We start from the raw sequence: 26,535 nt of genomic DNA, 5'->3' as shown, positions 1-26,535 counted from the left end.
CAAATGTTGGCCGTATCCGATAGACGCACGATTTTACCTAATTCGGCCGGCCTCCTTCCGGCGAGTCGTCCAGTTGCAGTGCAATCAACCGGCGCGCGCGTCACTATGACGCAGCGCACGCAACTATGCGCGCTGCGCCGTTGCAGCAACCGCGAATCGGCTTACTTCGCGAACAGCGACTCCATGTTCGCAAACGCCTTCAATTCGAGTGCATTACCCGACGGATCGAGGAAGAACATGGTCGCCTGCTCGCCGACTTCGCCCTTGAAGCGGATATACGGCTCGATGACGAATTTCACGCCGGCGTCGGCCAGCTTCTTCGCGGCTTCCTCCCACTGAGCCATCGACAGCACGACACCGAAATGCCGCACCGGCACGCCATGACCGTCGACTGCGCTCGTCGCGCGATGGCCGACTTCCTCTGGCGCGTAATGGGCGACGATTTGGTGACCGTAGAAGTTGAAGTCGACCCAATCCTCGGCACTGCGGCCTTCGGGACAGCCGAGCAGATCGCCATAGAACTCGCGTGCCGCAGCGATGCTGTGGACCGGGAAGGCAAGGTGGAAAGGGGGCAGGCTGGTCGTCGAGTTCATGACAGGTCCGTTATCAGTAGGGGGCGCGCCGGCAGGTATGGCCTCGAGGCGGGGCGGTGCCGGCTTTGTCATACGTGGCCGTCGGGTCACGCGATCGAAAGCAGTTTACGAACGATGAAAGTAGTTTAAAAGCGATATATTTTCGACCTTAGCACCAAAGTTTTCGATCAATCGACACCATGCTGCGTGAGCTTCGTACCTTTCTTGCCGTTGTTCGCTATGGCACTTTCGCGAGCGCTGGCTCGCACATCGGCCTCACGCAGTCGGCCGTCAGCGCGCAGATTCAGCGGCTCGAAGAAGAGTTGGGATTTGCGCTGTTCGACCGTACCGGACGGTCGGCGACGCTCAATGCGGCCGGCCGGCAGGCGGTGGACGTTGCCGAGGAACTTCTCTCGGTCTACGCCCGGCTCTCGGATCGCGGCCGCGGCGCCGACCAGTCGGGACTATTGCGGGTCGGGTCGATCGCGTCCGCGCAGAGTTCGTTTCTTGTCGGCGCGATCCGGCGCTTCCGCGACAAGGCACCGGGCTGGCGCATTCGTGTCGTCCCGGGTGTGTCGCTGAACCTGCTGGCGCAGGTCGATTCGGGTGAAGTCGATGTCGCCGTGATCATCAAGCCGCCGTTCGCGCTGCCGACCGAGCTCAAATGGCGCACGCTGGCGATGGAGCCGTTCGCACTGCTCGTACCACGCGACCTGGCAGAGCGGCCCTGGCGTGAACTGCTGAAATCGGAACCCTTCATCCGCTACGACCGCAATTCGTTTGGCGGTCGACTGGTCGACCGCTTCCTGCGTCGGATCCGCGTGAGCGTGCACGACGTAGTCGAACTGGACGAGTTGCAGGGGATTGCGGGCCTTGTCGCGCAGGGCGTCGGCGTAGCGCTCGTGCCGCTGGCGGCGGGACTGTACCTGCCTAAGAGCACGATCGCTTTGCCGCTTGGCGATGATGCGTTTGCGCGCGAGATCGGTCTCGTCGAGCGCGGCGCGCGCGGGCGGCAGCCTGCGGCCGAGGAATTCGCCGACTGCGTGCATGCGGTCACGGAGGAATTGCGGGGGCGCTGAGGTACTTCCGATCCTATAGTCCGATTCGATCGGTAGCGAGGGCTACCGGGTCGATCGAGACTCGTTTATACGGGCATTCGCAAGTCGCGTCAGCCGCATGCGAACACGGCCAGTCACAGACTGGGGTGCATCGGCGGCCGATGCCAACTCGTCCACTTCCCTTGGTCCGAAAATTCCGACGCAGCTCAGTCGTAGCTAAGGGTACTGCTTACCGTGTAGCTGGGCCGACGTTCGACGAACGCCGGCCTTCACATGGCCGTTAACCGCAAACCAATACTTAGCGTGATAGCGATGATGACTGATTTTCAATTTGATATCGGCGAATCAAGTGAAGCTGCTCCGCCGGATGCCTTTGTGTTGTGCACGCCCAAAGGGTGGGATTCATATATTTCGCGCGAATTTCATGAGATTCACCAGAACCTGGCATCTCTTGGTTGGACGATGATGGTAGTCGACGAGACGGATGACGAGCGGTTGCTCGATGTAATTCGCCGAGCGCGGTTGGTGCTGCTCTGGGAATGCTATGAAATCCTAGAGCGCTTGGCCGATTCGTTCGCCACGCTCCCGAAACACATTAGACGCGTGGTCTTTTGCGACGATGTTCATTACTTCAACGAGCATCGGCGTGCTCAGCGACTGCGAGCTTTTCACTGGGCAGACTTGATTTTGGCCACTTATCCGAACAAATTGACCGAATGGTTTCCTGACGTAAAGAAGCGCATCAAATGGACACCGCATTCGGCCGCGTCCGCCTTTTCGCCCGTCTTCGCCCCTGTCTTTGATCGCGTCTTGTTGTCGGGATCGCGGACGTGGCCGTATCCCTTCCGTCAATTTTGCGCGGCGAAGCTACCGGACGCCGTATGCAACATCGTGGATCACCCCGGCTATCCCGGATATCCGGGTGACCGGACTAACCAGATGCGAGCCGATTCCAACGCGCTTGCGACTGTCGGGGGGCCACGTTATGCGACGCTGTTGCGCCGTCACCCAGCGATGCTGGTATGTGGCTCGATATTCAATTATCTGGTCGCGAAAGTGTTCGAGGGCATGGCGACAGGCTGTTTGGTCATTGCGGATCGGGAGTCGCTCGGAGCTCAACTCGCGGCGTTGGGATTCGTCGAAGGAGAGGACTACATCGGTACGAACATTTTTCGCGTCATCGAAGACGCGGCGGAGGTCCAGCGGCTATTCCTGAATGACGCCCGCCGCTGGTCGGCGATTGTTGAGCGCGCATCAATGAAGGTTGCCACGCATCACACGACGAATGTCCGTGCGAGAAATATCCATGCACTGTGCTTGCAAGAGGTGGCGAAATGAACGCCGAGCACTTGTTGAAAAAGTATCGCGAGACCGGGATTCTCTATCCTATGCCAGCACTTTCGGATGCCGAGATTCAGCAGGCTCAAAACGACTACTGCGGAATATGCGAGCCAGGGCAAATTGTACTTCATGGAGAACGGCGAACGTTTGGGCATCTGGTGCACCCATGGGTCGCTCAACTTGTTGCTCATCCGGCCGTGCTTAAGGTCGTACGTAGCTTGATCGGGCCAGACGTGCTCGTATGGGTGAGTGAATTCAATGTAAAGGCGCCGCGGACAGAAGGCTTCTTCTCTTGGCATCAGGATCTCTACTACTGGCGGCATCGCTACGCCGATTTGCCTACGATCCCCATCGTGACGGTCTGGTTGGCGATAACCGACGCAAACCAAGAGAATGGTGCGATGCGTGTCTTACCGGGTAGCCATTCAGCATTGATACGCCATGTGGATAAGCCGCATCAGCACAACATGTTGACACGAGGGCAGCAGGCAACGCACGAGGTAGACGAGCGAAGGGCTATGCACGTCAATTTAAATGCTGGCGAATTCTCCGTTCATCACCCGCTGCTGCTTCATGCGTCGGGGCCGAACTCGAGTGATTTGCCTCGCATCGGCCTCGTGACACGCTACATTTCACCTCGGGTCATCCCAGCCGTGAGACCCGCCTATACGTGGCTCGTTAGCGGCGAAGATTCGTCAGGCAACTGGGATCACGTTGCGCCGATCGATGTACTCACTGGTCCTGCTCTGCGTGAAAAGTGCATCAAAGCTGTTCAGGCTGCCACTGGCGCTTGCTTCAAGTGATCGTGAAGCGCTCCTTGTGGTTGCCATTCCTCGGCGGGCTATGTTCGATAGGGCCGGTTTCGATCGACATGTACTTGCCGGCGATGCCACGGATCGCCACGACATTCGGCGTAGCTCGCGGTGACGTTCAACTATCGGTCACAACTTACCTCGTGGGCGTACTCGTCGGACAGTTAGTTCACGGCCTCGCCAGCGATAGGTACGGTCGGAAGCCGCCTCTATGCGCTGGCTTGCTGATCTACAGTGTGTCGTCGATTGCTTGCGCATGCATTGAACGAGCTGACTGCTTCATAGCGCTCCGGTTCGCGCAGGGATTTGGTGGTAGCGCCGGGATGGTGATCGCAAGAGCAATGATTCGCGATCGAACTGATACGCATGAGGTTGCGCGCGCGTTCTCGTTATTGATGTTGATAGTGAGCGTCGTACCGCTGGCCGCGCCGTTGTTCGGCGCGGCTATCCTTGGATTGAGCGGATGGCAGGCAATGTTTGCGCTAATGGGGGCTTTGGGAGTCGCACTCCTTGCCGGGAGCATTGTTTCGCCGGAGACTCGCAGTGGCGATGCGTCCGTACCATCTGGCCGTAAGCGGCAGTTTCACGCCCTTGGCGGGATACTCGCTAGTCGGAGGTTTATTGCTTATACATTGGCAAACGGCTTGCTGCAGGGGGGAATGTACGCATACGTATCGATGTCCTCGGTCATCATCGTAGACGCGTATGAGCGATCACCGAGAGCTTTTGGCATCATGTTCGCCACGAACTCCGTAGGAATGGTGATTACCGCTCGGATCAACGCATGGTTAGTTCGGAGGTTTGCACTGCGGCGCATCATCGAAAGGGCGCTGTGGATTTCCGTCGCCACCTCAATCCCAATTGCCGCCGCACCAGAGCAGCCAACTCTCGCGATGCTACTTGCTGTTGTTTTTTTCTACACGGCAATGATCGGCTTCGTTGCACCAAATGCGGCTGCGATGGCCCTTGCCGACCACGCGGAGCACGCCGGTGCCGCGTCGGCGTTGCTGGGAACTCTCTTGTATGGTATCGGCGCAATCAGTAGCGTTGTAGCGTCGCACATAGTGCCAGGTACTCCGGTGCGAGCTTTGTTCGTAGTCATGGGCGCGTGCAGCGCATTGGCAACGCTGGCGTTGTATGTCGCGCCACCCGATCGATCGGTAGCCACAAATTCTCGGTGAATATCTGCACCCTTGGCTAATGCGGGCCTATTTCCCAATACAGAACCGACTAAAAATCACCCCCAGCAGATCGTCGGAGGTGAACTCCCCAGTGATCGAATTGAGCTCCTCCTGCGCGAGCCTCAATTCCTCGGCAAACAGATCGAGCGATCGATTCCCCAGTTCCGCATGCTCGGCCGCGAGCGAGAGATGTTCTCGCGCCGCTCGCAGCGCAATGAGATGCCGCTCGCGCGCGAGATAGACGCTTTCCGTCCCCGCTTGCCAACCGGCGATACGCAGCAATTCCGCACGCAGCAAGTCGATTCCTTCGGTCTTCTTGGCCGAGAGCCTTATCTCGCAGATCCCGCCATCACCATCGGCCGCAACTAGCCGATTGACCTCCGGCCCGATCTCGGTCAAGTCTGTCTTGTTCAATATCCGCACAACGGGCATGCCCGTCGGAAATCGCGCGGCGATCAGCGCATCTTCAGCCGTGACCCCTGTCCGGGCATCGAGGAGATGCAGGATCACGTCGGCTTTCTCGATTTCGCCCCAGGTGCGTGCGATGCCGATCTTCTCGACTTCGTCCTCCGTCTCCCGCAACCCGGCCGTATCGATGATATGCAACGGGATGCCCTCGATCTGTATGGTTTGCGCGACCTTGTCGCGCGTCGTCCCGGCGACCGGCGTGACGATGGCGAGTTCGGCGCCGGCCAGCGCATTCAATAGCGACGACTTACCTACGTTCGGCTGTCCCGCCAGCACGACGGACAATCCCTCGCGCAGCAATGCACCCTGCCGTGCCTCGATCAGGACGCGATCGAGCCGTTCGTGGACATGCGCGAGCTTGCCATGCGCGTCGGCGGCCTCGAGAAAATCGATTTCCTCTTCCGGAAAATCGAGCGTCGCCTCGACGAGCATGCGCAACGCGATCACTTCATCGACGAGCGCGCGAATATCCTGCGAGAAGGCTCCTTCGAGCGAACGGCCCGCCGAGCGCGCGGCCGCTTCGGTGCTCGCCTCGATCAGATCGGCGACGGCCTCGGCTTGCGCGAGATCGAGTTTGTCGTTGAGGAATGCGCGCCGCGTGAATTCCCCCGGCTCTGCGAGCCGCAACGCGAATGCCTTTCCCGCTTCCAGGCAGCGCTGCAATACTAGTTGCAGCACGACGGGTCCGCCGTGTCCTTGCAGCTCGATCACATGCTCGCCCGTGTACGAATGGGGCGCGGGAAAGTAAAGCGCGATTCCGCGATCGAGCACGGCACCGCCCCCATCCACGAACGCGACGTAGCTCGCGTGACGCGGCGCGAGCGTCTGCCCGCAAAGAGCCCGCATCAACGTCTCTGCGGCGGCTTCTCCACCGCGGCCGCACGATATCCGCACGACGCCGATTCCCCCCCGCCCCGGCGCGGTGGCAATGGCGACGATCGGATCGGAATCGATGGAAAGCATGACGGTGATAGCGGTGAATGCGGTCGAAAACTCGGCCGACGACTGCGCCAGCAAGGAGAATCGGCGGTGCGGCCAGTGAATCGGACGGAGAAAGTGCTTCCCAGACGGTAGACGCCCGGCATTGTAGCGCGCTGCGCCGATCGACTTCTCACGCCACCGTTCGCGGTTCACGGCGGCGCCTACCACAAATTCGATTTATCTCAATTGAGATAGTGTATTCTTCGGACGACGAGAAGGGGAAACCGCCTCGATCCAGCCACTGAGCGGCGGCTGGCTTGGTTTTCCGCTATCCAGGCGTGGTTCGCGATCCGGGGCAAAGGAGGCGCACACCCGCTAAACCGGTTCCCGAGTGGGCTAAACCTGTCCTGCCTGGTTGTCTCCTTCGCGTTGGCTCAATTGCACAATTTTGCGATGCCAACCGCCGAAGAGAAAGCGGCGTTCTCCGAACGCCTGAAGTTCGCCCTCCTGCGCAGCCCCGAAAAGGTGACGGGCGGGACGCAGCTTGCGTTGCATTTCAATTTGCGCCACCACGGCGAACATCCGGTGTCCCCGCAAACGGCACACAAATGGCTGACGGGGCGCACGATTCCAACTGATGACAAGCTGCAGACGCTGGCGGAATGGTTGCGCGTCGATCTGCATTGGCTCCACTACGGGCCGCCGCCGAACGCGACCGCGAGCGCGACCCCAAAACCGCTGCCGCGCGACGAGAAGTACCCGCTCACTCCCGAAACGATCGAACTGGCATCGAAGATCGAGGCACTCTCTCCGCACCATCGCTACCTGGTTCAGGAGCTGGTCGCGCAGTTCTACGGCGACCGATCGGAGCGCTGAGGCAGCGAGTCGGCGGCAGCCCTCAACCGATTATCAAAAGCTTGCTGCGGACGGTGGATGGCTCCGAGCCTCGGTCATTTAGGCGAAACCGCGCTCTGCCAATCAAGCGTTGGCTACATCTGCTTTTGGCGACTCTGCCATTTCACAAAATCGGAGGGGCGCAGCCCATATCTCGCTAACACTCCTTCATGCAAGCGGCGGAGTTCCTCAACCACTAGCGCCTCGACATTCTCGCGGTCGGCTCCGAGCTCATGCTCCGACAAGCATTTCCGGATAGCTTCGAGCGGATCGCGCTCGGGCTGGCGGACGGCTTCGCGAACGGCCTCTTTAATGACTTCCCGCCATGCCAGGCGCAACGGATCCGGTTCGGCCAGATCCTGCTTGATGGCGAGGTATTCCTGTGTAGACCGTTCATAAGCCCACAAATACAGATCGCGCAGCAATTCGACGCGCGTCAACTCATAGATACCGAGGATGGCGCGACTGTAGGCCTGCTCGGGCACATCAAGGAAGGTGAGGGGGCAAAGGTTGGCGCGGATCAACGGGAGATTTGCCGCGAGACGCGATGTGCGCTTGTTGACGTCCGCGAAAGGCTGCAAATATGGCAGGTGCACCATGACGAAGAAAGACTGCTCGAAAGGGTCGTTGATGCGGTTTGCTTTGTCCAGAATGAGGTCGAGTGTTTCCGCGAGCTGGGCGGGGACGGAAAGCGGACGATAAACGCTTTGGCCGATCTCCACACCATGCTGCCGCAGGCGCCCTTCGTCCGCAGGGTTGGGCAGCAAGTTGTACGAAAGCGCGCTATGAAGATTGAGCAGCGTGTATCGATTGAATCCCACGGTTTCGGCGTTGTCGACGAGCAGTTCGATGGCCGCCTTGTGGTTCAAGATCATTTGCGTCTCGCGGGCAGCCTTGCCTTGGGCGGCGCGGCCATGCTCGATCAACTCGCGAGTGTCGAGCCGGCTATAGGTGTTGCCTTCGAGGTGACTGGACGCCCAGGAGAGATCGATCAGCAGGCGGTTCAAGATCGCCCGGCCGTAGGTCCCCGCAGGCAGTTTCGCTTGGCCCGTGTCGCCCATCTTGCGCAACTGCCGTCGTATCGGCTCGGGCAAATACCAAGTCCGGTTGGGCTCGTAGGCATCGAGAAAATCGCGCTGATACCCGACAGGGCGCCGAGCCTCGATCGGCTGGTCGACGTAAGCGAGGACGTCCTGGCTATCAGCCGACAGCGGGATGTGATCCGGAGATGCATCCCGTGGGACTGCGGTCACCGGCGGACGCGATCCGCTGGCGACATAGCGGCGAGCCCGCCCGGCGCCCACGGGGCGAATTCGGCCGGACTCGGTGAGTTCAGTCAGCCAACGCTGGGCGGTGCGGCGAGCAAGCTCCGGATGTTTCGCCAGGATATCGGTGATGGAGACGCCCTCTGGCTGGGTCGCGATGCTGTCGAGCAGTTCGTCAGGTGTTTGCATTGTCGGCGTGTGGCGCGATTCGCCATGTCATTGGCGCGATTGTGGCGCGATTATGGCGCGAAAACGCGAATCGCGCCAAATCGCGCCATCCTTGTGGCGCGATTCCGGTCGCGAGTGCGGCACCCGGGCACGCCGCACCGGACAGGCAACCGCCTCGGTTCTCTTTGCCGCCGAAAAAGCACAACGCCCCAGTATCCACTGGGGCGTCAGTGCGGCAAATGAGCCTACGAGCTCAACGCTTCAGAAGCGTGGCCAAGGCGGAAGCGAGACTAGCGTCTTCTCGCCCCGACTCACGCCGGCTTGCTCTTCTTCTGCGTACCCATCATTCGCGTGATGTAGTACTGCTGAGCGATCGAGAGCACGTTGTTGACGACGTAATAGAGCACGAGCCCCGACGGGAAGAAGAAGAACATGACCGAGAATGCGATCGGCATGAACATCATCATCTTGGCCTGAACCGGGTCGGGCGGCGTCGGGTTCAGCTTCGTCTGGACGAACATCGAGACGGCCATCAGCACCGGCAGGATGTAATACGGGTCCTGTTGCGACAGGTCGTGAATCCAGAGAACCCACGGCGCACCGCGCATTTCAACCGACGACAGCAGCACCCAATAGAGCGAGATGAACACGGGAATCTGGATCACGATGGGCAGACACCCGCCGAACGGATTGACCTTCTCGGTCTTGTAGAGCTCCATCAGCGCCGCGTTCATCTTCTGCGGATCGCTCTTGAACCGCTCTCGCAGCGCCTGCATGCGCGGCGTGATTTCCTTCATGCGCGCCATGGACTTGTAGCTCGCCGCCGACAGCGGGAAGAACACGGCCTTGATGAGCAGCGTGAGCAGCACGATCGCCCAACCCCAGTTCCCGACGAAGCCATAGATCTTCTCGAGCAACCAGAAAAGCGGCTTGGCGATGATCGTGACCCAGCCATAGTCCTTCACGAGATCGAGGCCGGGCGCGACGCCTTCGAGGATGCGCTCTTCCTCGGGGCCCGCGAAGAGGCGTGCCGACACGTCGACCGATTGCCCCGGCGCGACCGTCGCGACGGGCTCCGTGATGCCGACGCGATAGAGCGTCGGATCGATCTTCTCGACATAGATGTCGCGCTTTGCGCCTTCCCGCGGAATCCACGCCGACGCAAAGTAGTGCTGCACCATCGCGATCCAGCCGCTCGTCGCGGATGTCGCGTACTCGGCCTTGTTCTTGTCGATGTCGCTGAAAGAGATCTTTTGGAAGTGATGCTCGTTCGTATAGACGGCCGGCCCGAGGAACGTGTGCGAGAAGCGCGGCGTGTCGACGGGCGTGCTGTCGCGCACGAGTTCCATATAGACGCTCGGCGTGACGGGCGCCGTGCCGACGTTCTCGATCTTGGTGTCGACGCCGATGACGAAGCTGCCGCGCGTGAACGTGTACGTCTTGACGACCTTGACGCCCCCCTTGACCGGCGACTCGAGACTGATCTGGAAGGACTTCTGATCGTCGGTGAGCGAGCGCGGGCCGGGCAACGCCGTGAAGACGTCGTTGTGATTCGGGAAGTCTCCGCCGATCAAGCCCGTTCGCGCCAGATACGTATGGTTGGCCGTGCGGTCGAACAGGGTGATGTTGAGGTCGCCTTGCTTCGGATCACTTTTACGCGTGAGGATGAGCTTTTCGAGCGTGCCGCCGCGCGTGTCGATTTCACCGTCGTAGACGTCCGTGCTGAAATGGATCAGCTGAGCCGCCGGAGCCGGTTGCTGAGCCGGCGTTCCCGGCGCGGTCGCCGCCGTTGCCGGCGCGGTGTTCGAAGCCGGCGCGGCGACCTCCGAGCCCGTGCCCGAAGCACCGGGCGCCGACGTGGCGGGCGCCGATGCGCTGTGCGTGGCCGCCGGGTTCGGGAAGAACATCGACTGGCGTCCGTGCTCGCGCTGCCAGTTGTCGAACAGCATGATCGCTGACACGAAGAAGATCGCCCATAGGACGGTGCGTTTGATATCCATGCGTGGTCTCGGAGTCGAGGGAGCGGCGCTTCAGCGCTTTTTCGCGGTAGGGGGCGGAACGAGATCGATCCCGCCCGCCGAAAACGGATGACAGCGACACAAGCGTTTCACCGCGAGGTAAGTGCCTCGCGCGGCGCCATGATACTGGATTGCTTCGCGTGCGTAGTCGGAACAGGAGGGATAAAAACGGCACCGGCTGCCGAGCAGGGGGCTCACGGCGACCTTGTAGAAACGCAGTAGCGCAATCAGTACCGTTTGCATGGCGGTTGATTCGGCGACGCAAAACCCCATATTCAGTCATGAGCCGTGCCGTTGTGCACGGGCGCCGACTGGCGGCGGGCGATCTCGCGCGCCGTTTTCGTGAGTAACTCCTCGATCTCGGTGCGGCAAAGCGCTTTCAACGGCGGCGACGCAGCGCTCGGAAACGCCGTCTTGTCGAAACGGGCGTGCAGACGCAGCAGGATGTCCCATCCGCCAAACTCGGCGCGGCGCACCCGAAAGGCCTCGCGCGCAATGCGCCGGACGAGGTTGCGCGTCGTCGCGCGCGGCGCGAACTTCTTGCCGATGACGAGCCCGAGCCGCGCTTCGTGGCCGGTGGGCCGCGCGTAGACGACGAAGTGAGCCGATCGGCGCCACGGGCGTAAACGAAAAACGGATGAGAATTCATCCGTCTTGAGAAGCCTCGCGGCTTTGGGAAAGGCGGCTTGCGCTCGCAACGGATCGAGCCCGATGGCGGCGTGCGGCGGATTGCGCGTCGTCGCGAGCGACGGCCGCGCCGTTTGCCCGTCCAGCCTGGTCTTCCGGCTTAGATGGCGAGGCGCTTGCGGCCCTTCGCGCGGCGGGCGTTGATCACTTTGCGGCCGCCGGCGGTCTTCATCCGCACGCGAAAGCCATGGGTGCGCTTGCGGCGCGTGACGGAAGGTTGGTAGGTACGTTTCATGTCTTTCTCACAGGAGAGGGGACCGCGTGCGCATTGGCTTGCCGACGGGGTCGAACAATGGTTTTCGCTTTCGCGAGAACCCGCTATTTAAACTGCTTTTCTCTTGGTCGTCAATACCTTAGAAGAGGACGGAGCGTGCATCGGCGGCATGGCGGAGGCCCTGCTGCACGCATGCGGTGCACGATCCGGCCCTGTGGATAACTTCCTGGCCGGGGTGTTTTGGCGGTAGAATCTCGCCTTGTCTCAAGAATCCTGCACGCCGCTCCGAGTCAGCCCTTCGTGCCTAAGTACTTGTCGCACAAGGGTTTCGTGGCGGGCTTGTCCGACCAGTCCGGGTCCTTGGCGCGGTGAGCGCGAAGGTGGCGGCGAGTGACCGTGCACTAAAAACGACGCCACCTTGATGAACGAATTCTGGCAACACTGTTCCGCACTGCTGGAGCGCGAATTGACGCCCCAACAGTTCGTGACGTGGATCAAACCGTTGGCGCCGGTCGCCTTCGACGCCGCCGCGAACACGCTATCGATCGCCGCGCCGAACCGCTTCAAGCTCGACTGGGTCAAGAGCCAGTTTTCGGGCCGCATCTCCGACCTTGCGCGCGATTTTTGGCACGCGCCGATCGAAGTTCAGTTCGTCCTCGATCCGAAAGCAACGATGCGCGCGGGCCCGCTGGGATCGAGCGTCAACGTCCCGCTGCCGCGCGGGCCGGCGTCGGCCGGAACGGCGGCATTGCCTGTGGAGACAGCGAGCGGCAAAAGCGCAACGTCTGCCGATGCTCAATCACGCGGCGCCGACAACAGCGCAAGCGCGGCGGGCGCGATGGACGACGGTGCCGATATCGATCTGCCGAGCGTCGACGCGACCGAGGCCGCGGCGGCGCGGCGGACCTGGCGCCCCGGCGCGATGGCGACAGGTGGCGCCGAGGCCGATTCGACGTACGAGCGCTCGAAGCTGAACCCGGTGCTGACGTTCGACAACTTCGTGACGGGCAAGGCGAACCAGCTTGCGCGCGCGGCCGCGATCCAGGTGGCGGACAACCCGGGCATCTCGTACAACCCGCTTTTCCTGTACGGCGGCGTTGGGCTCGGCAAGACGCACCTGATCCACGCGATCGGGAACCAGTTGTTGCAGGACAAGGCCGGAGCGCGAATTCGCTACATCCATGCCGAGCAATACGTCTCGGACGTGGTGAAGGCGTATCAGCGCAAGGCGTTCGACGATTTCAAGCGCTACTACCATTCGCTCGATCTGCTGCTCATCGACGATATTCAGTTCTTCTCGGGCAAATCGCGCACGCAGGAGGAGTTCTTCTATGCGTTCGAGGCGCTCGTCGCGAACAAGGCGCAGGTGATCATCACCAGCGACACGTACCCGAAGGAGATTTCGGGCATCGACGACCGGCTCATTTCGCGCTTCGATTCGGGCCTGACCGTGGCGATCGAGCCGCCCGAGCTCGAGATGCGCGTCGCGATCCTGATGCGCAAGGCGCAGTCGGAGGGGGTGAGCCTTTCCGAGGATGTCGCGTTCTTCGTCGCGAAGCATTTGCGCTCGAACGTGCGAGAGCTCGAAGGCGCGCTGCGCAAGATCCTCGCGTACTCGAAGTTCCATGGCCGCGAGATCACGATCGAGCTGACGAAGGAGGCGCTGAAGGACCTGCTGACGGTGCAGAACCGGCAGATCTCCGTCGAGAACATCCAGAAGACCGTCGCCGACTTCTACAACATCAAGGTCGCCGACATGTATTCGAAAAAGCGTCCGGCTAATATCGCGCGGCCGCGACAGATCGCGATGTATCTCGCGAAGGAATTGACGCAAAAGAGCCTGCCCGAAATCGGTGAGCTTTTTGGCGGCCGCGATCACACCACCGTGCTGCACGCGGTACGCAAGATCGCCGACGAGCGCGGCAAGGACGCGCAGTTGAACCACGAACTGCACGTGCTCGAGCAGACGCTGAAGGGTTGACGGGGTGCAACGGGGCGAGAGCGAGCGGGCGAGCCGCGCGCCGCTACAATGCCCCTCGCTTTGGCGGAAATCGTTTCTTTTTCAGGCACAATAGTGGTTTAGCCGCCCTGGCTGCGCGGGCGGTGGAAAGTGCAGGGCAGAAGGAAAAAGCGCGGAAAGATGCGGGGAGTCGACGGTTTCGTCGACGAATCTGCGCAGCGAGTCGGCAAGCGCGCCGTGACATCAACGAAGGAACCCTATGCAACTGGTCAAGACCGAACGAGACAACCTCTTGAGGCCGCTCTCAACCGTAAGCGGCATTGTCGAACGGCGCCATACGTTGCCGATCCTCGCAAACCTGCTGATTACGAAGAACGGCGCCGATGTGTCGTTTCTGTCGACCGATCTCGAGTTGCAGATCACTACGCGGGCGGACTTCGGCGTTGGCGGTGAATCGGTTGCGACCACGGTGGCGGCGCGCAAGCTGCTCGACATTTTGCGCGCGATGCCCGACGGGCAGGTGAGCCTGACGTTGGCCGACAAGCGGCTGACCGTGCAGTCGGGCAAGAGCCGCTTTGCGTTGCAGACGCTCGCCGCGGACGAATTCCCGACTGTGGCGCAGGCCAAGGATTACGGTGCGAGCTTGTCGGTGCCGCAAAAGACGTTCCGTCAGTTGCTCGGTATGGTCCATTTTGCGATGGCGCAGCAAGACATCCGTTACTACCTGAACGGGATGCTGCTCGTCGTCGATGGCGGACGGCTCATGGCTGTCGCGACCGACGGTCACCGCCTCGCGTTTTCGTCGATGAAGATCGACGGCGAGTTTGCCCGGCAGGAAGTGATCATTCCGCGCAAGACGATTCTGGAGTTGCAGCGGTTGCTCGAGGACATCGACGATCAGTTGAAGATCGATATCGCTTCGACGCAGGTGAAGTTTACGTTTGGCCAGGTGGAGCTCGTTTCGAAGCTCGTCGAGGGCAAGTTCCCCGATTTTCAGCGTGTGATCCCCAAGGCGCACAAGAACTCGTTCGTGATCGGGCGCGATGAATTGCAGCGTTCGCTGCAGCGTGCCGCGATTCTGACGTCGGACAAGTTCAAGGGCGTGCGCTGCGTGATCGAGCCGGGCCAGTTGAAGATCATGTCGACGAACGCGGACCAGGAAGAGGCGCAGGAAGAGCTCGAGATCGCCTATCAGGGCGACACCATCGACATGGGCTTCAACGTGACTTACCTCCTCGATGTGCTCGCGAACCTGAAGGTGGACATGCTGCAGGTGAGCGTGGCCGACGCGAGCTCGAGCGCGTTGATCACGATACCCGAGAACGACGATTTCAAGTACGTCGTCATGCCGATGCGCATTTGATCCAAAGCGGAAAAAACAAGAAGACCAAAGGGGGCGCAGCGCCCCTTTGGCGTTTCTTTAGTGCTCCGAAATTTCGCAAGCGGACTTTTCGGAAGCAGCGATAGTAGTACTCAGCAGTAGATGCGGAACCGGAACATATCCATGAGTGAACAGCACAACATGCAGCCCGACAACAGCTATGGCGCCTCGTCGATTCAGATCCTGGAGGGTTTGGAGGCCGTGCGCAAGCGACCCGGGATGTACATCGGCGACACGTCGGACGGCACCGGTCTGCATCACCTCGTATTCGAAGTGCTCGACAACTCCATCGACGAAGCGTTGGCCGGGCATTGCAACGACATTCACGTCATCATTCACGCGGACAATTCCATTTCCGTGACCGACAACGGCCGCGGCATCCCGACCGGCGTCAAGCTCGACGACAAGCACGATCCGAAGCGCAGCGCCGCCGAGATCGTGATGACCGAGCTTCATGCGGGCGGCAAGTTCGACCAGAACAGCTACAAGGTGTCGGGCGGCCTGCATGGCGTGGGTGTCTCGTGCGTGAATGCGCTGTCGAAATGGCTGCGCCTGACCGTGCGGCGCGATGGCAAGAAGTACTTCATGGAGTTTCACCGCGGCGTGACGCAAAACCGCATCATCGAGGAAGTGAACGGCGATATGGTCTCGCCGATGCAACTCCTCGGCGAGACGGAAAAGCGCGGCACCGAAGTGCATTTCATGGCCGACGAGACAATTTTCGGCAATGTCGAATATCACTACGACATTTTGGCCAAGCGGATTCGCGAGCTGTCGTTCCTCAATAACGGTGTGCGCATTCGCTTGACCGATCAGCGCACGGGCAAGGAAGACGACTACGCGTTCGTCGGCGGTGTGAAGGGATTCGTCGAGTTCATCAACAAGACGAAGACGGTGCTGCACCCGACGATTTTCCATGTCATCGGCGAGAAGGACGGGGTGGGTGTCGAAGTGGCGATGCAGTGGAACGACAGCTACAACGAGAACGTCCTTTGCTTCACGAACAACATTCCCCAGCGTGACGGCGGGACGCACTTGACGGGCCTGCGCGCCGCGATGACGCGCGTCATCAACAAGTACATCGCCGATCACGAGATCGCCAAGAAGGCGAAGGTCGAGACGTCGGGCGACGACATGCGCGAGGGGCTCTCATGCGTCTTGTCGGTGAAGGTACCCGAGCCGAAGTTCAGCTCGCAGACGAAGGACAAGCTCGTTTCGTCGGAGGTGCGCGCGCCCGTCGAAGAAGTCGTGGCCAAGGCCCTCGAGGAGTTTCTGCTCGAGACGCCGAACGATGCGAAGATCATCTGCGGCAAGATTGTCGATGCGGCCCGCGCGCGCGACGCCGCCCGCAAGGCGCGCGAGATGACGCGGCGCAAGGGTGTGCTCGACGGCGTCGGCCTGCCCGGTAAGCTCGCGGATTGCCAGGAGAAGGATCCGGCGAAGTCCGAAATCTACATCGTCGAGGGCGATTCGGCAGGCGGATCGGCCAAGCAGGGCCGCGATCGAAAGTTTCAGGCGATTTTGCCGCTGCGCGGCAAAGTGCTGAACGTCGAGAAGGCGCGGTACGACAAGCTTCTGTCGTCCGAGCAGATCGTCACGCTGATTACGGCGCTCGGGTGCGGGATCGGCAAGGAAGATTACAACATCGACAAAGTCCGCTATCACCGGATCATCATCATGACCGATGCGGACGTCGACGGTGCGCATATTCGCACGCTGTTGCTCACGTTCTTCTATCGGCAGATGCCGGAGATGATCGAGCGCGGGTATATCTACATCGCGCAGCCGCCGCTTTACAAGCTCAAGGCGGGCAAGGACGAGCGGTATCTGAAGGACGATGTCGAGCTCAACGCGCATATGCTGCGGCTCGCGCTGCAAGGCGCCGAGCTGTTGCCGAGCGAGGGCGCGCCGCCGATCGCCGGCGATGCGCTCGGCGAACTCGCGAGGTCGTATCTGCTGGCCCAGGCAGTGGTCGATCGGCTGAGCCGGCTTTACGACGCGAACGCGCTCGAGGCCGTCATGGATGGCGTCACGATCGATCTCGGCAGCGAGGAGTCGGCGGCGGCTACGGCGCGCGCCTTGGAAGTCGCGCTGCGCAACGATCCGTTGAAGCCCGAGGTCAGTGTGTATCCGATGTATGACGCGGCGCGTGAGCTGAGATCGCTGCGTGTCGAGCGGCGTCATCATGGCAACGTCAAGGTCTCAGTCATCGACGAAGAGTTTCTGCTGACCGCGGACTATCAGCAGCTCCTCAACACGGCGAATACGTTCAAGGGATTGATCGGCACCGGCGCGGTCATCAAGCGCGGCGAGCGCAGCATGGCGGTGACCGACTTCAAGAGCGCCATGCGGTGGATGATTTCCGACGCGGAACGCAATGTCTCCAAGCAGCGGTACAAGGGGCTCGGCGAGATGAACCCCGAGCAGCTTTGGGAAACGACGATGGATCCGAACGTGCGGCGTCTGCTGCGCGTTCAGATCGAGGACGCAATTGCGGCCGATGGGATCTTTACGACGCTGATGGGCGATGAAGTGGAGCCGCGGCGGGCGTTTATCGAGTCGAATGCGCTGCGGGCGGGGAATATTGATGTTTGATTGGGTAGGTAGATAGACGCATCACCGTTTTCTTGGTTTCGAGAAGCGCTCTACGGCTGCCCAGAGGCAGCTCGTAGAGGCGGGGAGCATCGGGCTTCACACTTGCGCAATCCCCCCATCATTCATTAAATCCGCGCCCGTCATATAGGAACTCTGCTCGGAAGCCAGGAAGAGCGCTGCATTCGCCATCTCCTCGGCCCGCGCAAGCCGGCCAAGCGGGACCATGCTCTTGTACATATTGATCACATGCTCGCGCGGCGCCGACTGAGCATCGAGAATCGGCGTGTCAGTGACACCAGGGCTGAGCATGTTGACTCGGATGCCGCGATCCCTGAATTCTGCGGCCCAGGTGCGGGTATAGGACCGCAACGCGGCCTTGGTCGCTGCATAGGCGGTATGTCCGGGAATGCCCATGAGGTGCATGGCCGACGACACCAGGATGATTGATCCACCGTCCGTCATCATGGGCAGCAGCTTCTGCACAAGAAACACCGGACCGCGCGCCATCAGATTGAACGCCTTATCGAAATGCTCGGGCGTGATGGTGTCGATCGTGGCCTGCTCCGTATAGCCCGCGTTCGACACGATGATGTCGACGACACCTTTTTCGGCCTTGACCGTCGCTGCGACGCGATCGAGGTCATCGAGATCCGCAGCATCAGCCCGGATCGCAGTGACGTTGCGTTCGATCAACCTGGCCGCTTCATCGAGCTGGGCCTGCCGACGGCCGAAGATAAAAACGTGAGCGCCTTCGGCAACGAATCGTTGCGCAATCGCCAAACCGATACCTGTTGTGCCGCCGCTGATGACGGCGACCTTACCTGCGAGCGTGGACATGAAATCCTCTGTCTCTTCATGGATGGAACAGGCATCGTAATTACGGCCCGGAAAAATGATAATCGCCGCGATTGTCATAGAATCTATTCGCCGTGGGAATATATCGCGGAGGACAAGCGCAATGGACCGGTTTCATGAATTGAGCGCCTTCATCGCCGTTGTCGAAGCGGGGGGATTTTCCGCTGCGGCGCGGAGAACCGGCGAGTCACAATCCGCCATCAGCAAGGCGATCGGCGCGCTGGAAAAGCGTCTGGGCGTGCTGCTGTTCAACCGGAGCACGCGCAGCGTGACCCTGACGGATCAGGGGCGGAATTATTACGAGCGAACGAAGCCGCTGTTTGAGGAAATCGAGGCGGCCGACAGCGAATTGACCAGCAGCACGCTCAATTGCTGCGGCCTTGTTCGTATCGCCTCTGCCGCGACATTCGGCCGCCTGCATGTGCTTCCGCTCATCCCTGAACTGCTCTCCCGCCATCCCGGTCTTCACGTCGATCTTGTGTTGTCGGATTTCGCGCGCGATTTGGTGGATGACCGGATCGATCTCGCGATTCGCTTGGGTGTTGTCAACGAACCGGATTCGATTGTGAAGCGAATTGCCAGCACTCCGCTGGTCTGTGTCGGATCGCGTCGTTATTTCCAGCAGCACGGCATTCCGAAAGATCCCTCGGAACTGGTCAATCACAATTGCCTGGTCTATGGCGGGTTGCTGGAATCAGCGCAGTGGCCATTTCACGGGCCTCGCGGCAAGTTCAGCGTCCCGGTGCGAGGCAACTTGTCGTCGAATAGCGTCGAGACACTACGATCGGCCGTGCTCGCGGGTGTCGGCATCGGTCTGTTCGCAAAGCTTTCTCTGGTCGATGAACTCGAGCATCCCGACGTCATGACCGTACTGGACGAATTCATTCGGGACACACGCGATGTCAGCATCGTCTGGCCGACGCGCCGTTTCGTGCCTCCGCGCGTGCGTCTGGTGACTGACTATTTTGCTGCCGAGATCCCGTCGCGTCTGTAAAGGCTCGATACCGCGACGCGCTTCAAACGCGGATCTTAGTGGAGCTTTTCCTGGTGCCATCCGTACCGACGTTCCCGTTGGCAGGTTGGGATGCGCGACAACGGTTACACGAGGGCGCTTCCTTGCGCGGCGCCAGCATCGCCGTCTTGCGACGCGGGTGGCGGCGCACGCTGCACGCGATCGCCAACGAAGGTGCGCACGCTCCCATCGGGGAATCGTATCGCCACTTGCTCGTCGGTCGACATGACCACTTCGCCGATGCCAAAGCGAGCGACCCGGACGCTTTCCCCACGTGTCCATCCATGCCGCTCCTCGGTCATGCGCTCCATGCGCCGGTGCGCGATCGCCACGGCTGAACGGGGCTCCGGCAGCGGCTCCACATGCGGCGGATGCATGCAATTGTCGCAAGTGCCGCAACGTTCAATTGTGGCGTCTTCCTCGTAGTAGTCCAACATCAGCCGCCACCGGCAACGCCCGCTCTGCGCATAGTCGATCATCTGCTGCAACGCCTTGTGGTCGCGTTCGCGCATGCGTTGAAACTGTTCCGCGGCAATGGGCACCGCATCTCGCAGTTCAGCCGTCGCCGGCCCTTTGCGCAGCCGGTAACGATGCTGCCGATCCCGCTGAACGATCCGCGCGTCAATCAACATGGCGAGCGCGACATCAACTTTGCCTGCCGCCAGGTCCGGCAGCATGCTCGCGAGCGCTTTCGCGGACACGGGCGTCCGGCCGGATGCGTCGGACCGCGACTGCCGTTCGTCGCGCGCCTCTTCCATCCCGCCCGCAATCGCATCGAATACCTGCAGCACCAGCGCCGTGTCCGGGTATCGCCCCGCCAGAAAGAACTGCTGAATACGGCGATCGTTGAGATCGAACAGAAGTACGCAATCCGCGGGCTCACCGTCGCGCCCGGCTCGTCCGGTCTCTTGATAGTACGCATCGAGGTTGCCCGGCACTTGATAGTGAATGACGAATCGCACGTCGGGCTTATCGATGCCCATCCCGAAGGCATTCGTCGCGACGATGAGACGTGAGTGCCCGTTCATGAACCGGTCTTGCTCCTCGCGGCGCTCGTTCGCCGGCAAGCGGCCATGATAGTGCGCCACGCTTTCTCCGGCCGCGGCAAGCCACGCACGTACGCGTTGCACGTCGCGCAACGTCGCGACATAGACGATCCCCGCACCCTTTAGTTCGCCGATCAAATCGAGCAGCTGTTGCTGCTTCAGCGCGAGCGCTCGAGCCGCTTCGCGACGGCCATGCCCAGCACCCGTATGCACGACGCGATACCGCAGGTTAGGTCTGTATGTGCCGGTGCGTACGATTGTTGGCTCACGCAGCCGCAGCGAGTGAACGATATCCGCGATGACCTCACGCGTGGCGGTTGCGGTAAGCGCAAGAACTGGCGGTGCGCCGATGGCCTCGACCGCGTGAGCGATGCCGAGGAATGCCGGACGAAAATCGTGGCCCCACTTGGAGACACAGTGAGCCTCGTCCACGACCACGAGCTCCACGGGGCGCCCGGTGCAGCCCGCCAGAACATCGACGAAAGTGGGCTGCGCGAGCCGCTCGGGCGTCACGAACACGATGCGTTTGCGGCCCTCTCGTAACGCATCGAGAACGGCCTTTTCATCCTTGTGCTTCAGCGTGCTGTTGACGAGCAGAGGCTCGAGGCCAATGGCCCGTAGTTTGTCCGCTTGATCCTTCATCAGCGAGATCAGCGGCGACACGACGAGCGTCATGCCTTCGAGATGCAACGCCGGCAACTGGTAGCACAGCGATTTGCCGGCGCCCGACGGCATCGTCGCGAGCGTGTCGCAACGCGCGAGCACACTACGGATGATCTCCTCCTGGCCTTCGCGCAGGCGTGCGATGCCGAATCGCTCGCGCATCGTCCTGCGCAGCTCGCGCAGCCGCTTATCCGCGGTCATATTCATCCCCGGTAGTCATGGCGACGACGCTTGCGCAAGGGCCATGCCGTGAGAGAGACGGCGAGACGGCGCACGGCGCCCACCGCCCATGCAATGCGCGCCGGGGCCAGCGTCCTGGTACCGTCCGTGGACTCCTATTCAGATGGCCATCCGGGACGACCGTCCAGTGGCAACCTCGGCGCGTTACTTGGGTCCGATGTACCCGGGCAGGTCGGCGGCGTCCTCTTCGCGCGCGACGCGCATCGCCTCGAGCAGCGCGAGGCTGAACGCGCCGGGAGTGTCCGAATCGATCTTGACACGATCGCGCATGTAGTTCGCCCAAACGAACGATATGTAGGCCCGCTTTGGCTTGCGGTATGCGCCGGCGCGGCGCGCCAAGGCCGCGAGGCTGTGGTAGGGATCGTCCTGCATGCCGTCGAGCGAGTTCGGCAGTGCCTCGAGTTCGCATCTCTGCCCGCGCTCATCGAACAGGTGCAGCCATCCATGTTTGCGCATCAATGCCCAGAAGTCGTTGCTGTCTATGTCGCGATAGTCTTTTTGCACGCGTACGGGCGCCTCGACAATGCCGAGCCGATGCCACGCAAACGCCCAATGGTGGTGATCGACGATGTAAGTGCCTTCGGGGCCGCGGACGACGCGAATGGCGTGATCGCGCAAGAACGGCTCGAGCGCAGTTCCCCCATGCCTTTGTGTGATGATCGATTTGACTTCGACGTAGGCGAAGCCGACCGTCATCTGCGTCGGACGTAGCGAGGACAGGAGCATGGTCTCCATTCGATTCCGCCATTGTGGTGAGATATCCAGCGCGAAGCAACGCGCATGCCGGTAATCGCCTGCTTCCCATAGACGCAGCGCGGCGCCGCTTGTCGGTGGGTCAGCACGGCGCCGCTTGTCGGTGGGGCAGCAGGGGCGCCACTTGTCGGTTAGGCAGCGCGGCATAGCGATTGCTCGTATGGCATTACCCGATGCGCACGGCGTATTCGGACGGAGATCCGCGATGTCGGGAGTTGGCCTGCAACGGTTCGGGACGCGCGCGCTGAACATGAAACCTGTTCGCCTCGCGATAAGCGCGGCCAAGGGCTTTTCGTCGGACCGATGCACGATGATGGGCGCGGGCATCGCCTTTTACTCCGCGTTTTCGCTGGCGCCGACGCTGCTCCTGGTGCTCGCCGTTGCCGGCTGGTTCTTCGGCGAGGCAGCGGCGCGCGGCCAGTTGTTCTCGGAGATCAAGAACGTCGTCGGCAGTGACGCGGCGCGTGCCATGCAGGACATCGTCACGCACGCGCATCACTCGGCCGGCGGAGGCTTCGCGACGCTGGCATCGATCGTCTTGCTGATCGTTGGCGCATCCGCCACTTTCACTTCGCTCAATACCGCACTCGATGCGGTGTTCGACACCGAGTCGCCGCCCGGCATCAAAGGGTTCGCGCTGTTGCTGCGCGCGCGGCTGATGTCGTTCGCGCTGGTGCTCGGCCTGGGATTCCTGCTCGTCGTGTCACTGGTGCTCGATACGGCAATTCAAATCGCCGCGCGCGCCATCTTCGGCGACAGTCCGGTCGTCATCATTGCCGCGATTCTCCAGTCCGCCGTCACACTCGCGATTCTGACGGTGGCGCTCGCCGCGCTGATCAAATGGCTGCCCGATACCCGGATACGCTACGGTCACGCGGCAATCGGCGCGTTTATCGCCGCCGTACTTTTCACGGTCGGCCGGCATCTGTTCGCGCTTTACCTCTCGCATGCGGGCACAGCGACCACTTTCGGCGCCGCGGGATCACTCGCCGTTCTGATGATGTGGCTGTACTTCTCTTCAGTCGTCTTCCTGCTCGGCGCAGAAGTGACGGCCGCGGTTCGCGCCGACCGCACGCACGCGTCCGACCGGGCGAGAGCGGGTGCAACGTCGAACAGGTAGACGAATCGCGGCCAATTAGCACGGCGTCCAATTCGTTGATGCGGTTGGCGCTGGGCAGTCTGGCACTCTTATAGTCATGGCTTCGCGCTATCATCCGGCTGCCAGGGCATTTTCGGTTCGTGCGCTCGATCAATAGCGGCCCGCTTCGTTAGAAAAACAACGTCATGAGAAAACTCATATCCATTGCGCTGTTCTGCTTGTCGACGACGATCACACACGCAGCGGGAATCAAGCTCGTGAATATTCCGCCCGACGCCAACGGCCCAGCATTAAAGGCGATAGTGTGGACGCCATGCGCGGCTGCGGCACAGGAAATACCGATCGGTCCGTACGTTCTATCAGGAAAACGCGACTGTCCGACAGTTGGCGAAAGATTGCCGTTGATCGTGATTTCACACGGTCACACCGGATCGTTCCTTAATCACCACGATATTGCCGAGAGGCTTGCCGACGCCGGCTTCGTCGTGGCGGCGATCAATCATCCAGGCGATTCGTTCTCCGATAAGAGCCGTCAGGCCGACATATCCGTATTCGTCGAGCGTCCGACCGACATCACGCGTCTCATCGATTACATGTTGAACCGGTCGCCGGACGCTGCGAAGATCGATCCCGAATCGATAGGCTTCTTCGGCTTTTCGCGTGGCGGGTACACCGGGCTGGTACTGGCTGGCGGTAACCCGGACTTCCTGGACGCCAACGTTCCATGCCCGGACCCTAAGCTCCCTATTTGCCAACAAATCGAGCGCAAAGAGGTTCCAGCGGGACCGTTGGCGCATGATGCGCGGATCAAAGCGTATGTGCTGGCGGACCCGCTCGACGAGTTTCCGACATCGGCTAGCCTGAAAGACGTGAAAGCGCCGATCCAGCTCTGGGCTTCCCAGTTCGGTGGAGACGGCGTGCTGCCCGAAACCATGCCGGCGCTTGCCCACGCGCTCCCCCAAAGCCCTGAATTCCACGTTGTCCCCGGCGCGGCGCATTTCGCTTTCCTCGCACCTTGCCCTACGGAATTGACGAAGGATGCGCCCGCGCTATGCGTCGACGCGAAGGGATTCGACCGCGTTGCCTTTCACGAGCAATTCGATGAGAAGGTGCTTGGCTTCTTTAAAGCCAAACTACATTGAGCGCCGATGACACTGAGGGAAAAAGGCTTTGACGTAAGCGCCCAGAGTAGACGGTTGACGCTGATCGGCGCTTTCGTCGATCAGCGGCGGCGCTGACCGGCACCGGAGGCATACTCGCGGCCCCGATCGCGTGACTGCGACGGAGCCGCGCTAGCTCATTTGCGCTTCAGCTGCGAGATATCGCGCACCGCGCCGCGGTCGGCCGAAGTCGCCAGCGCCGCGTAGGCCTGCAGCGCTTGCGACACCACGCGTTCGCGGTCCGTGGGCATCCACGCTTTGTCGCCGCGCGCTTCCATCGCTTGCCGGCGGCTCGCCAGTTCGTCGTCCCGCACCGCCAAGTGGATTTTGCGCTTGGGGATGTCGATTTCGATGACATCGCCGTCTTCCACGAGACCGATCGTGCCACCCTCGGCCGCTTCGGGCGATGCATGCCCAATCACGAGTCCTGACGAGCCGCCGGAGAAGCGGCCGTCGGTAAAGAGCGCGCAGCTCTTGCCGAGGCCCTTCGACTTCAAATACGACGTGGGGTACAGCATTTCCTGCATGCCGGGGCCGCCTTTCGGTCCCTCGTAACGGATCACGACGACGTCGCCCGGCACGACCTTGTCGCCCAGAATGGCTTCGACAGCCTCGTCCTGGCTTTCGAAGACGCGGGCGCATCCCGAGAAGACCCACTGCGATTCGTCGACACCCGCTGTTTTCACGATGCAGCCTTTCTCGGCGAGGTTGCCGTAGAGCACCGCGAGGCCGCCGTCTTGCGAATATGCGTGCGCCTTGCTGCGAATGCAGCCGGTTTTGCGATCGGTATCGAGCGACGCGAACGTCGCTTCCTGGCTGAACGCGACGGTCGTCGGGATTCCGCCGGGAGCCGCGCGAAAGAATCGCTGCGCCTGCTCGCCCGCGCCGCCGGCGATGTCCCACTTGGCAATGGCGTCGCCAAGCGTTCCGCTGTGCACGTTACCGCAAGACAAGTCGATGAGATCGGCCCTTGCCAGCTCGCCGAGGATACCGAGGATGCCGCCGGCACGATGCACGTCTTCGATATGGTACTTGTCGGTCGCGGGTGCCGCCTTGCAAAGGCACGGCACTTTGCGCGATATGCGGTCGATGTCGGACATCGTGAAATCGACACCGGCTTCCTGTGCGGCTGCCAGCAGGTGCAGCACGGTATTGGTCGAGCCGCCCATTGCCACGTCCAGCGCCATGGCATTTTCGAATGCCCGCTTGGTGGCGATGCTTCTTGGCAGCACAGAGCTGTCTTCTTCTTGATAGTAGCGACGGCAGAGCTCGACGACGAGGCGGCCAGCCTGCTCGAAGAGGCCCTTGCGCCATGCGTGCGTGGCGACAAGCGTGCCGTTGCCGGTCAACGCGAGGCCGATCGCCTCGGTCAGGCAGTTCATGGAGTTCGCCGTGAACATGCCGGAACAGGAGCCGCATGTCGGGCAGGCGCTGCGCTCGACTTCAGCCACTTCCGCGTCGCTGACTTTGGGGTCGGCGGCCTTGATCATCGCGTCGATCAGATCGATCTTCGCGATGACTTGGCCACTCTTCGGCGATGTGACCTTGCCCGCTTCCATCGGACCGCCCGACACGAACACCACCGGAATGTTGAGGCGCATCGCGGCCATCAGCATGCCCGGTGTGATCTTGTCGCAATTGGAAATGCAGACCATCGCGTCAGCACAATGCGCGTTGACCATGTACTCGACCGAATCGGCGATCAGCTCGCGCGAAGGCAGCGAATACAGCATGCCGCCGTGACCCATGGCGATGCCGTCGTCCACTGCGATGGTGTTGAATTCCTTGGCGACTCCGCCTGCCGCTTCGATCTCCTTGGCGACCAGCGCCCCGAGATCGCGCAAATGCACATGGCCCGGCACGAACTGGGTGAACGAGTTCACCACGGCGATGATGGGCTTGCCGAAATCGCCGTCTTTCATTCCGGTGGCGCGCCACAGGGCGCGGGCGCCGGCCATGTTGCGGCCATGCGTCGAAGTGCGTGATCGATAGTCGGGCATCTGTATTCCTTGGATATTGCTTGATCGAAACGGAGTCGCTCCCGGGTGAGCCGGTGGGCGTTGCGGGGTTGGCGGCACGCCGATAGCCTGCGCGTTGGCTCCCGGCAGGGCATGGCGTGCGCTTTGAGGTGTGAATAGTGCGAGAGCACCCGTCAGACGTCAAATATATTTT

Annotated in this window: 22 protein-coding genes; 11 read left to right on the top strand and 11 right to left on the bottom strand. The window is 61.3% G+C overall.

Annotation, left to right across the window (positions count from 1 at the left end; genetic code table 11):
• Positions 1-161 precede the first annotated feature (161 nt).
• Positions 162-593: a VOC family protein gene (locus tag AB4Y31_RS09285; protein ID WP_368673690.1), complete on the bottom strand. Its 432-nt coding sequence runs from the start codon at positions 591-593 to the stop codon at positions 162-164.
• A gap of 179 nt (positions 594-772) precedes the next feature.
• Between AB4Y31_RS09285 and AB4Y31_RS09280 the strand changes: the two genes are divergently transcribed.
• The 4 genes from AB4Y31_RS09280 (at position 773) to AB4Y31_RS09265 (ending at position 4,964) form a co-directional block, all read left to right on the top strand.
• On the top strand, positions 773-1,651 hold the full coding sequence (locus AB4Y31_RS09280) for a LysR family transcriptional regulator (RefSeq protein ID WP_368673689.1): 879 nt from the start codon (positions 773-775) through the stop codon (positions 1,649-1,651).
• 291 nt (positions 1,652-1,942) lie between these two features.
• Positions 1,943-2,968 (top strand): glycosyltransferase, encoded by a 1,026-nt coding sequence (locus AB4Y31_RS09275; protein WP_368673688.1) that lies wholly within the window; start codon positions 1,943-1,945, stop codon positions 2,966-2,968.
• Positions 2,965-3,774, top strand: coding sequence for a phytanoyl-CoA dioxygenase family protein (locus AB4Y31_RS09270; RefSeq protein WP_368673687.1), 810 nt, complete (start codon positions 2,965-2,967; stop codon positions 3,772-3,774). The genes AB4Y31_RS09275 and AB4Y31_RS09270 overlap by 4 nt, the downstream gene beginning before the upstream one ends.
• A complete protein-coding gene (locus AB4Y31_RS09265; RefSeq protein WP_368673686.1) occupies positions 3,729-4,964 on the top strand; it encodes a multidrug effflux MFS transporter in 1,236 nt (411 codons plus the stop codon). Before AB4Y31_RS09270 ends, AB4Y31_RS09265 begins: the two co-directional genes overlap by 46 nt.
• A 27-nt stretch (positions 4,965-4,991) precedes the next feature.
• On the opposite strand, the gene mnmE is transcribed toward AB4Y31_RS09265, so the two are convergent.
• Positions 4,992-6,395, bottom strand: a complete 1,404-nt coding sequence (mnmE, locus tag AB4Y31_RS09260) for a tRNA uridine-5-carboxymethylaminomethyl(34) synthesis GTPase MnmE (protein ID WP_368674466.1) — start codon at positions 6,393-6,395, stop codon at positions 4,992-4,994.
• A gap of 411 nt (positions 6,396-6,806) precedes the next feature.
• Here mnmE and AB4Y31_RS09255 point away from each other — a divergent pair, with 411 nt between their 5' ends.
• On the top strand, positions 6,807-7,229 hold the full coding sequence (locus AB4Y31_RS09255; RefSeq protein ID WP_026229798.1) for a transcriptional regulator: 423 nt from the start codon (positions 6,807-6,809) through the stop codon (positions 7,227-7,229).
• Between the two features lie 113 nt (positions 7,230-7,342).
• Here the strand turns inward: AB4Y31_RS09255 and AB4Y31_RS09250 are convergent, their stop codons facing one another.
• From AB4Y31_RS09250 to rpmH, 5 genes are all read right to left on the bottom strand, one after another.
• Positions 7,343-8,701, bottom strand: coding sequence for a Fic family protein (locus tag AB4Y31_RS09250; protein ID WP_368673685.1), 1,359 nt, complete (start codon positions 8,699-8,701; stop codon positions 7,343-7,345).
• 290 nt (positions 8,702-8,991) lie between these two features.
• Positions 8,992-10,680 (bottom strand): membrane protein insertase YidC, encoded by a 1,689-nt coding sequence (gene yidC / locus AB4Y31_RS09245; RefSeq protein ID WP_368673684.1) that lies wholly within the window; start codon positions 10,678-10,680, stop codon positions 8,992-8,994.
• Positions 10,681-10,710: 30 nt separating this feature from the next.
• Positions 10,711-10,941, bottom strand: coding sequence for a membrane protein insertion efficiency factor YidD (gene yidD, locus AB4Y31_RS09240; RefSeq protein ID WP_018441401.1), 231 nt, complete (start codon positions 10,939-10,941; stop codon positions 10,711-10,713).
• 32 nt (positions 10,942-10,973) lie between these two features.
• A complete protein-coding gene (rnpA, locus tag AB4Y31_RS09235; RefSeq protein WP_368674465.1) occupies positions 10,974-11,411 on the bottom strand; it encodes a ribonuclease P protein component in 438 nt (145 codons plus the stop codon).
• A 74-nt stretch (positions 11,412-11,485) separates the two neighbouring features.
• Positions 11,486-11,620: a 50S ribosomal protein L34 gene (gene rpmH, locus AB4Y31_RS09230; RefSeq protein WP_004198824.1), complete on the bottom strand. Its 135-nt coding sequence runs from the start codon at positions 11,618-11,620 to the stop codon at positions 11,486-11,488.
• Positions 11,621-12,020: 400 nt separating this feature from the next.
• Between rpmH and dnaA the strand changes: the two genes are divergently transcribed.
• From dnaA to gyrB, 3 genes are all read left to right on the top strand, one after another.
• Entirely contained in the window at positions 12,021-13,580 is a 1,560-nt protein-coding gene (dnaA, locus tag AB4Y31_RS09225; protein ID WP_368673683.1) for a chromosomal replication initiator protein DnaA, read from the top strand.
• A gap of 238 nt (positions 13,581-13,818) precedes the next feature.
• Positions 13,819-14,922, top strand: coding sequence for a DNA polymerase III subunit beta (gene dnaN, locus AB4Y31_RS09220; RefSeq protein ID WP_018441404.1), 1,104 nt, complete (start codon positions 13,819-13,821; stop codon positions 14,920-14,922).
• Positions 14,923-15,063: 141 nt separating this feature from the next.
• Positions 15,064-17,535, top strand: coding sequence for a DNA topoisomerase (ATP-hydrolyzing) subunit B (gene gyrB, locus AB4Y31_RS09215; protein WP_368673682.1), 2,472 nt, complete (start codon positions 15,064-15,066; stop codon positions 17,533-17,535).
• 96 nt (positions 17,536-17,631) lie between these two features.
• On the opposite strand, the gene AB4Y31_RS09210 is transcribed toward gyrB, so the two are convergent.
• Complete coding sequence (locus AB4Y31_RS09210; protein ID WP_368674464.1) at positions 17,632-18,372, bottom strand: SDR family NAD(P)-dependent oxidoreductase; 741 nt, start codon at positions 18,370-18,372, stop codon at positions 17,632-17,634.
• A 121-nt stretch (positions 18,373-18,493) separates the two neighbouring features.
• Between AB4Y31_RS09210 and AB4Y31_RS09205 the strand changes: the two genes are divergently transcribed.
• Complete coding sequence (locus AB4Y31_RS09205) at positions 18,494-19,384, top strand: LysR family transcriptional regulator (RefSeq protein ID WP_368673681.1); 891 nt, start codon at positions 18,494-18,496, stop codon at positions 19,382-19,384.
• Positions 19,385-19,488: 104 nt separating this feature from the next.
• On the opposite strand, the gene AB4Y31_RS09200 is transcribed toward AB4Y31_RS09205, so the two are convergent.
• Positions 19,489-21,318 (bottom strand): ATP-dependent DNA helicase RecQ, encoded by a 1,830-nt coding sequence (locus AB4Y31_RS09200; RefSeq protein ID WP_368673680.1) that lies wholly within the window; start codon positions 21,316-21,318, stop codon positions 19,489-19,491.
• A gap of 177 nt (positions 21,319-21,495) precedes the next feature.
• Entirely contained in the window at positions 21,496-22,086 is a 591-nt protein-coding gene (locus AB4Y31_RS09195; RefSeq protein WP_368673679.1) for a ParB-like protein, read from the bottom strand.
• Between the two features lie 268 nt (positions 22,087-22,354).
• On the opposite strand from AB4Y31_RS09195, the gene AB4Y31_RS09190 reads away from it, so the two are divergent.
• Complete coding sequence (locus AB4Y31_RS09190) at positions 22,355-23,224, top strand: YihY/virulence factor BrkB family protein (protein WP_258187814.1); 870 nt, start codon at positions 22,355-22,357, stop codon at positions 23,222-23,224.
• Positions 23,225-23,388: 164 nt separating this feature from the next.
• The gene (locus AB4Y31_RS09185) at positions 23,389-24,345 is read left to right on the top strand and encodes an alpha/beta hydrolase family protein (protein WP_368673678.1); all 957 of its coding nucleotides are present in this window, start codon (positions 23,389-23,391) and stop codon (positions 24,343-24,345) included.
• 155 nt (positions 24,346-24,500) lie between these two features.
• Here AB4Y31_RS09185 and ilvD read toward each other — a convergent pair whose 3' ends face one another.
• Positions 24,501-26,363 (bottom strand): dihydroxy-acid dehydratase, encoded by a 1,863-nt coding sequence (gene ilvD / locus AB4Y31_RS09180; protein ID WP_368673677.1) that lies wholly within the window; start codon positions 26,361-26,363, stop codon positions 24,501-24,503.
• Positions 26,364-26,535 lie beyond the last annotated feature (172 nt).

The sequence above is a fragment of the Trinickia sp. EG282A genome, from assembly GCF_040965455.1.
Classification (GTDB): Bacteria; Pseudomonadota; Gammaproteobacteria; order Burkholderiales; family Burkholderiaceae; genus Trinickia; species Trinickia symbiotica.
This window is presented reverse-complemented; position numbering and strand designations above follow the sequence as displayed.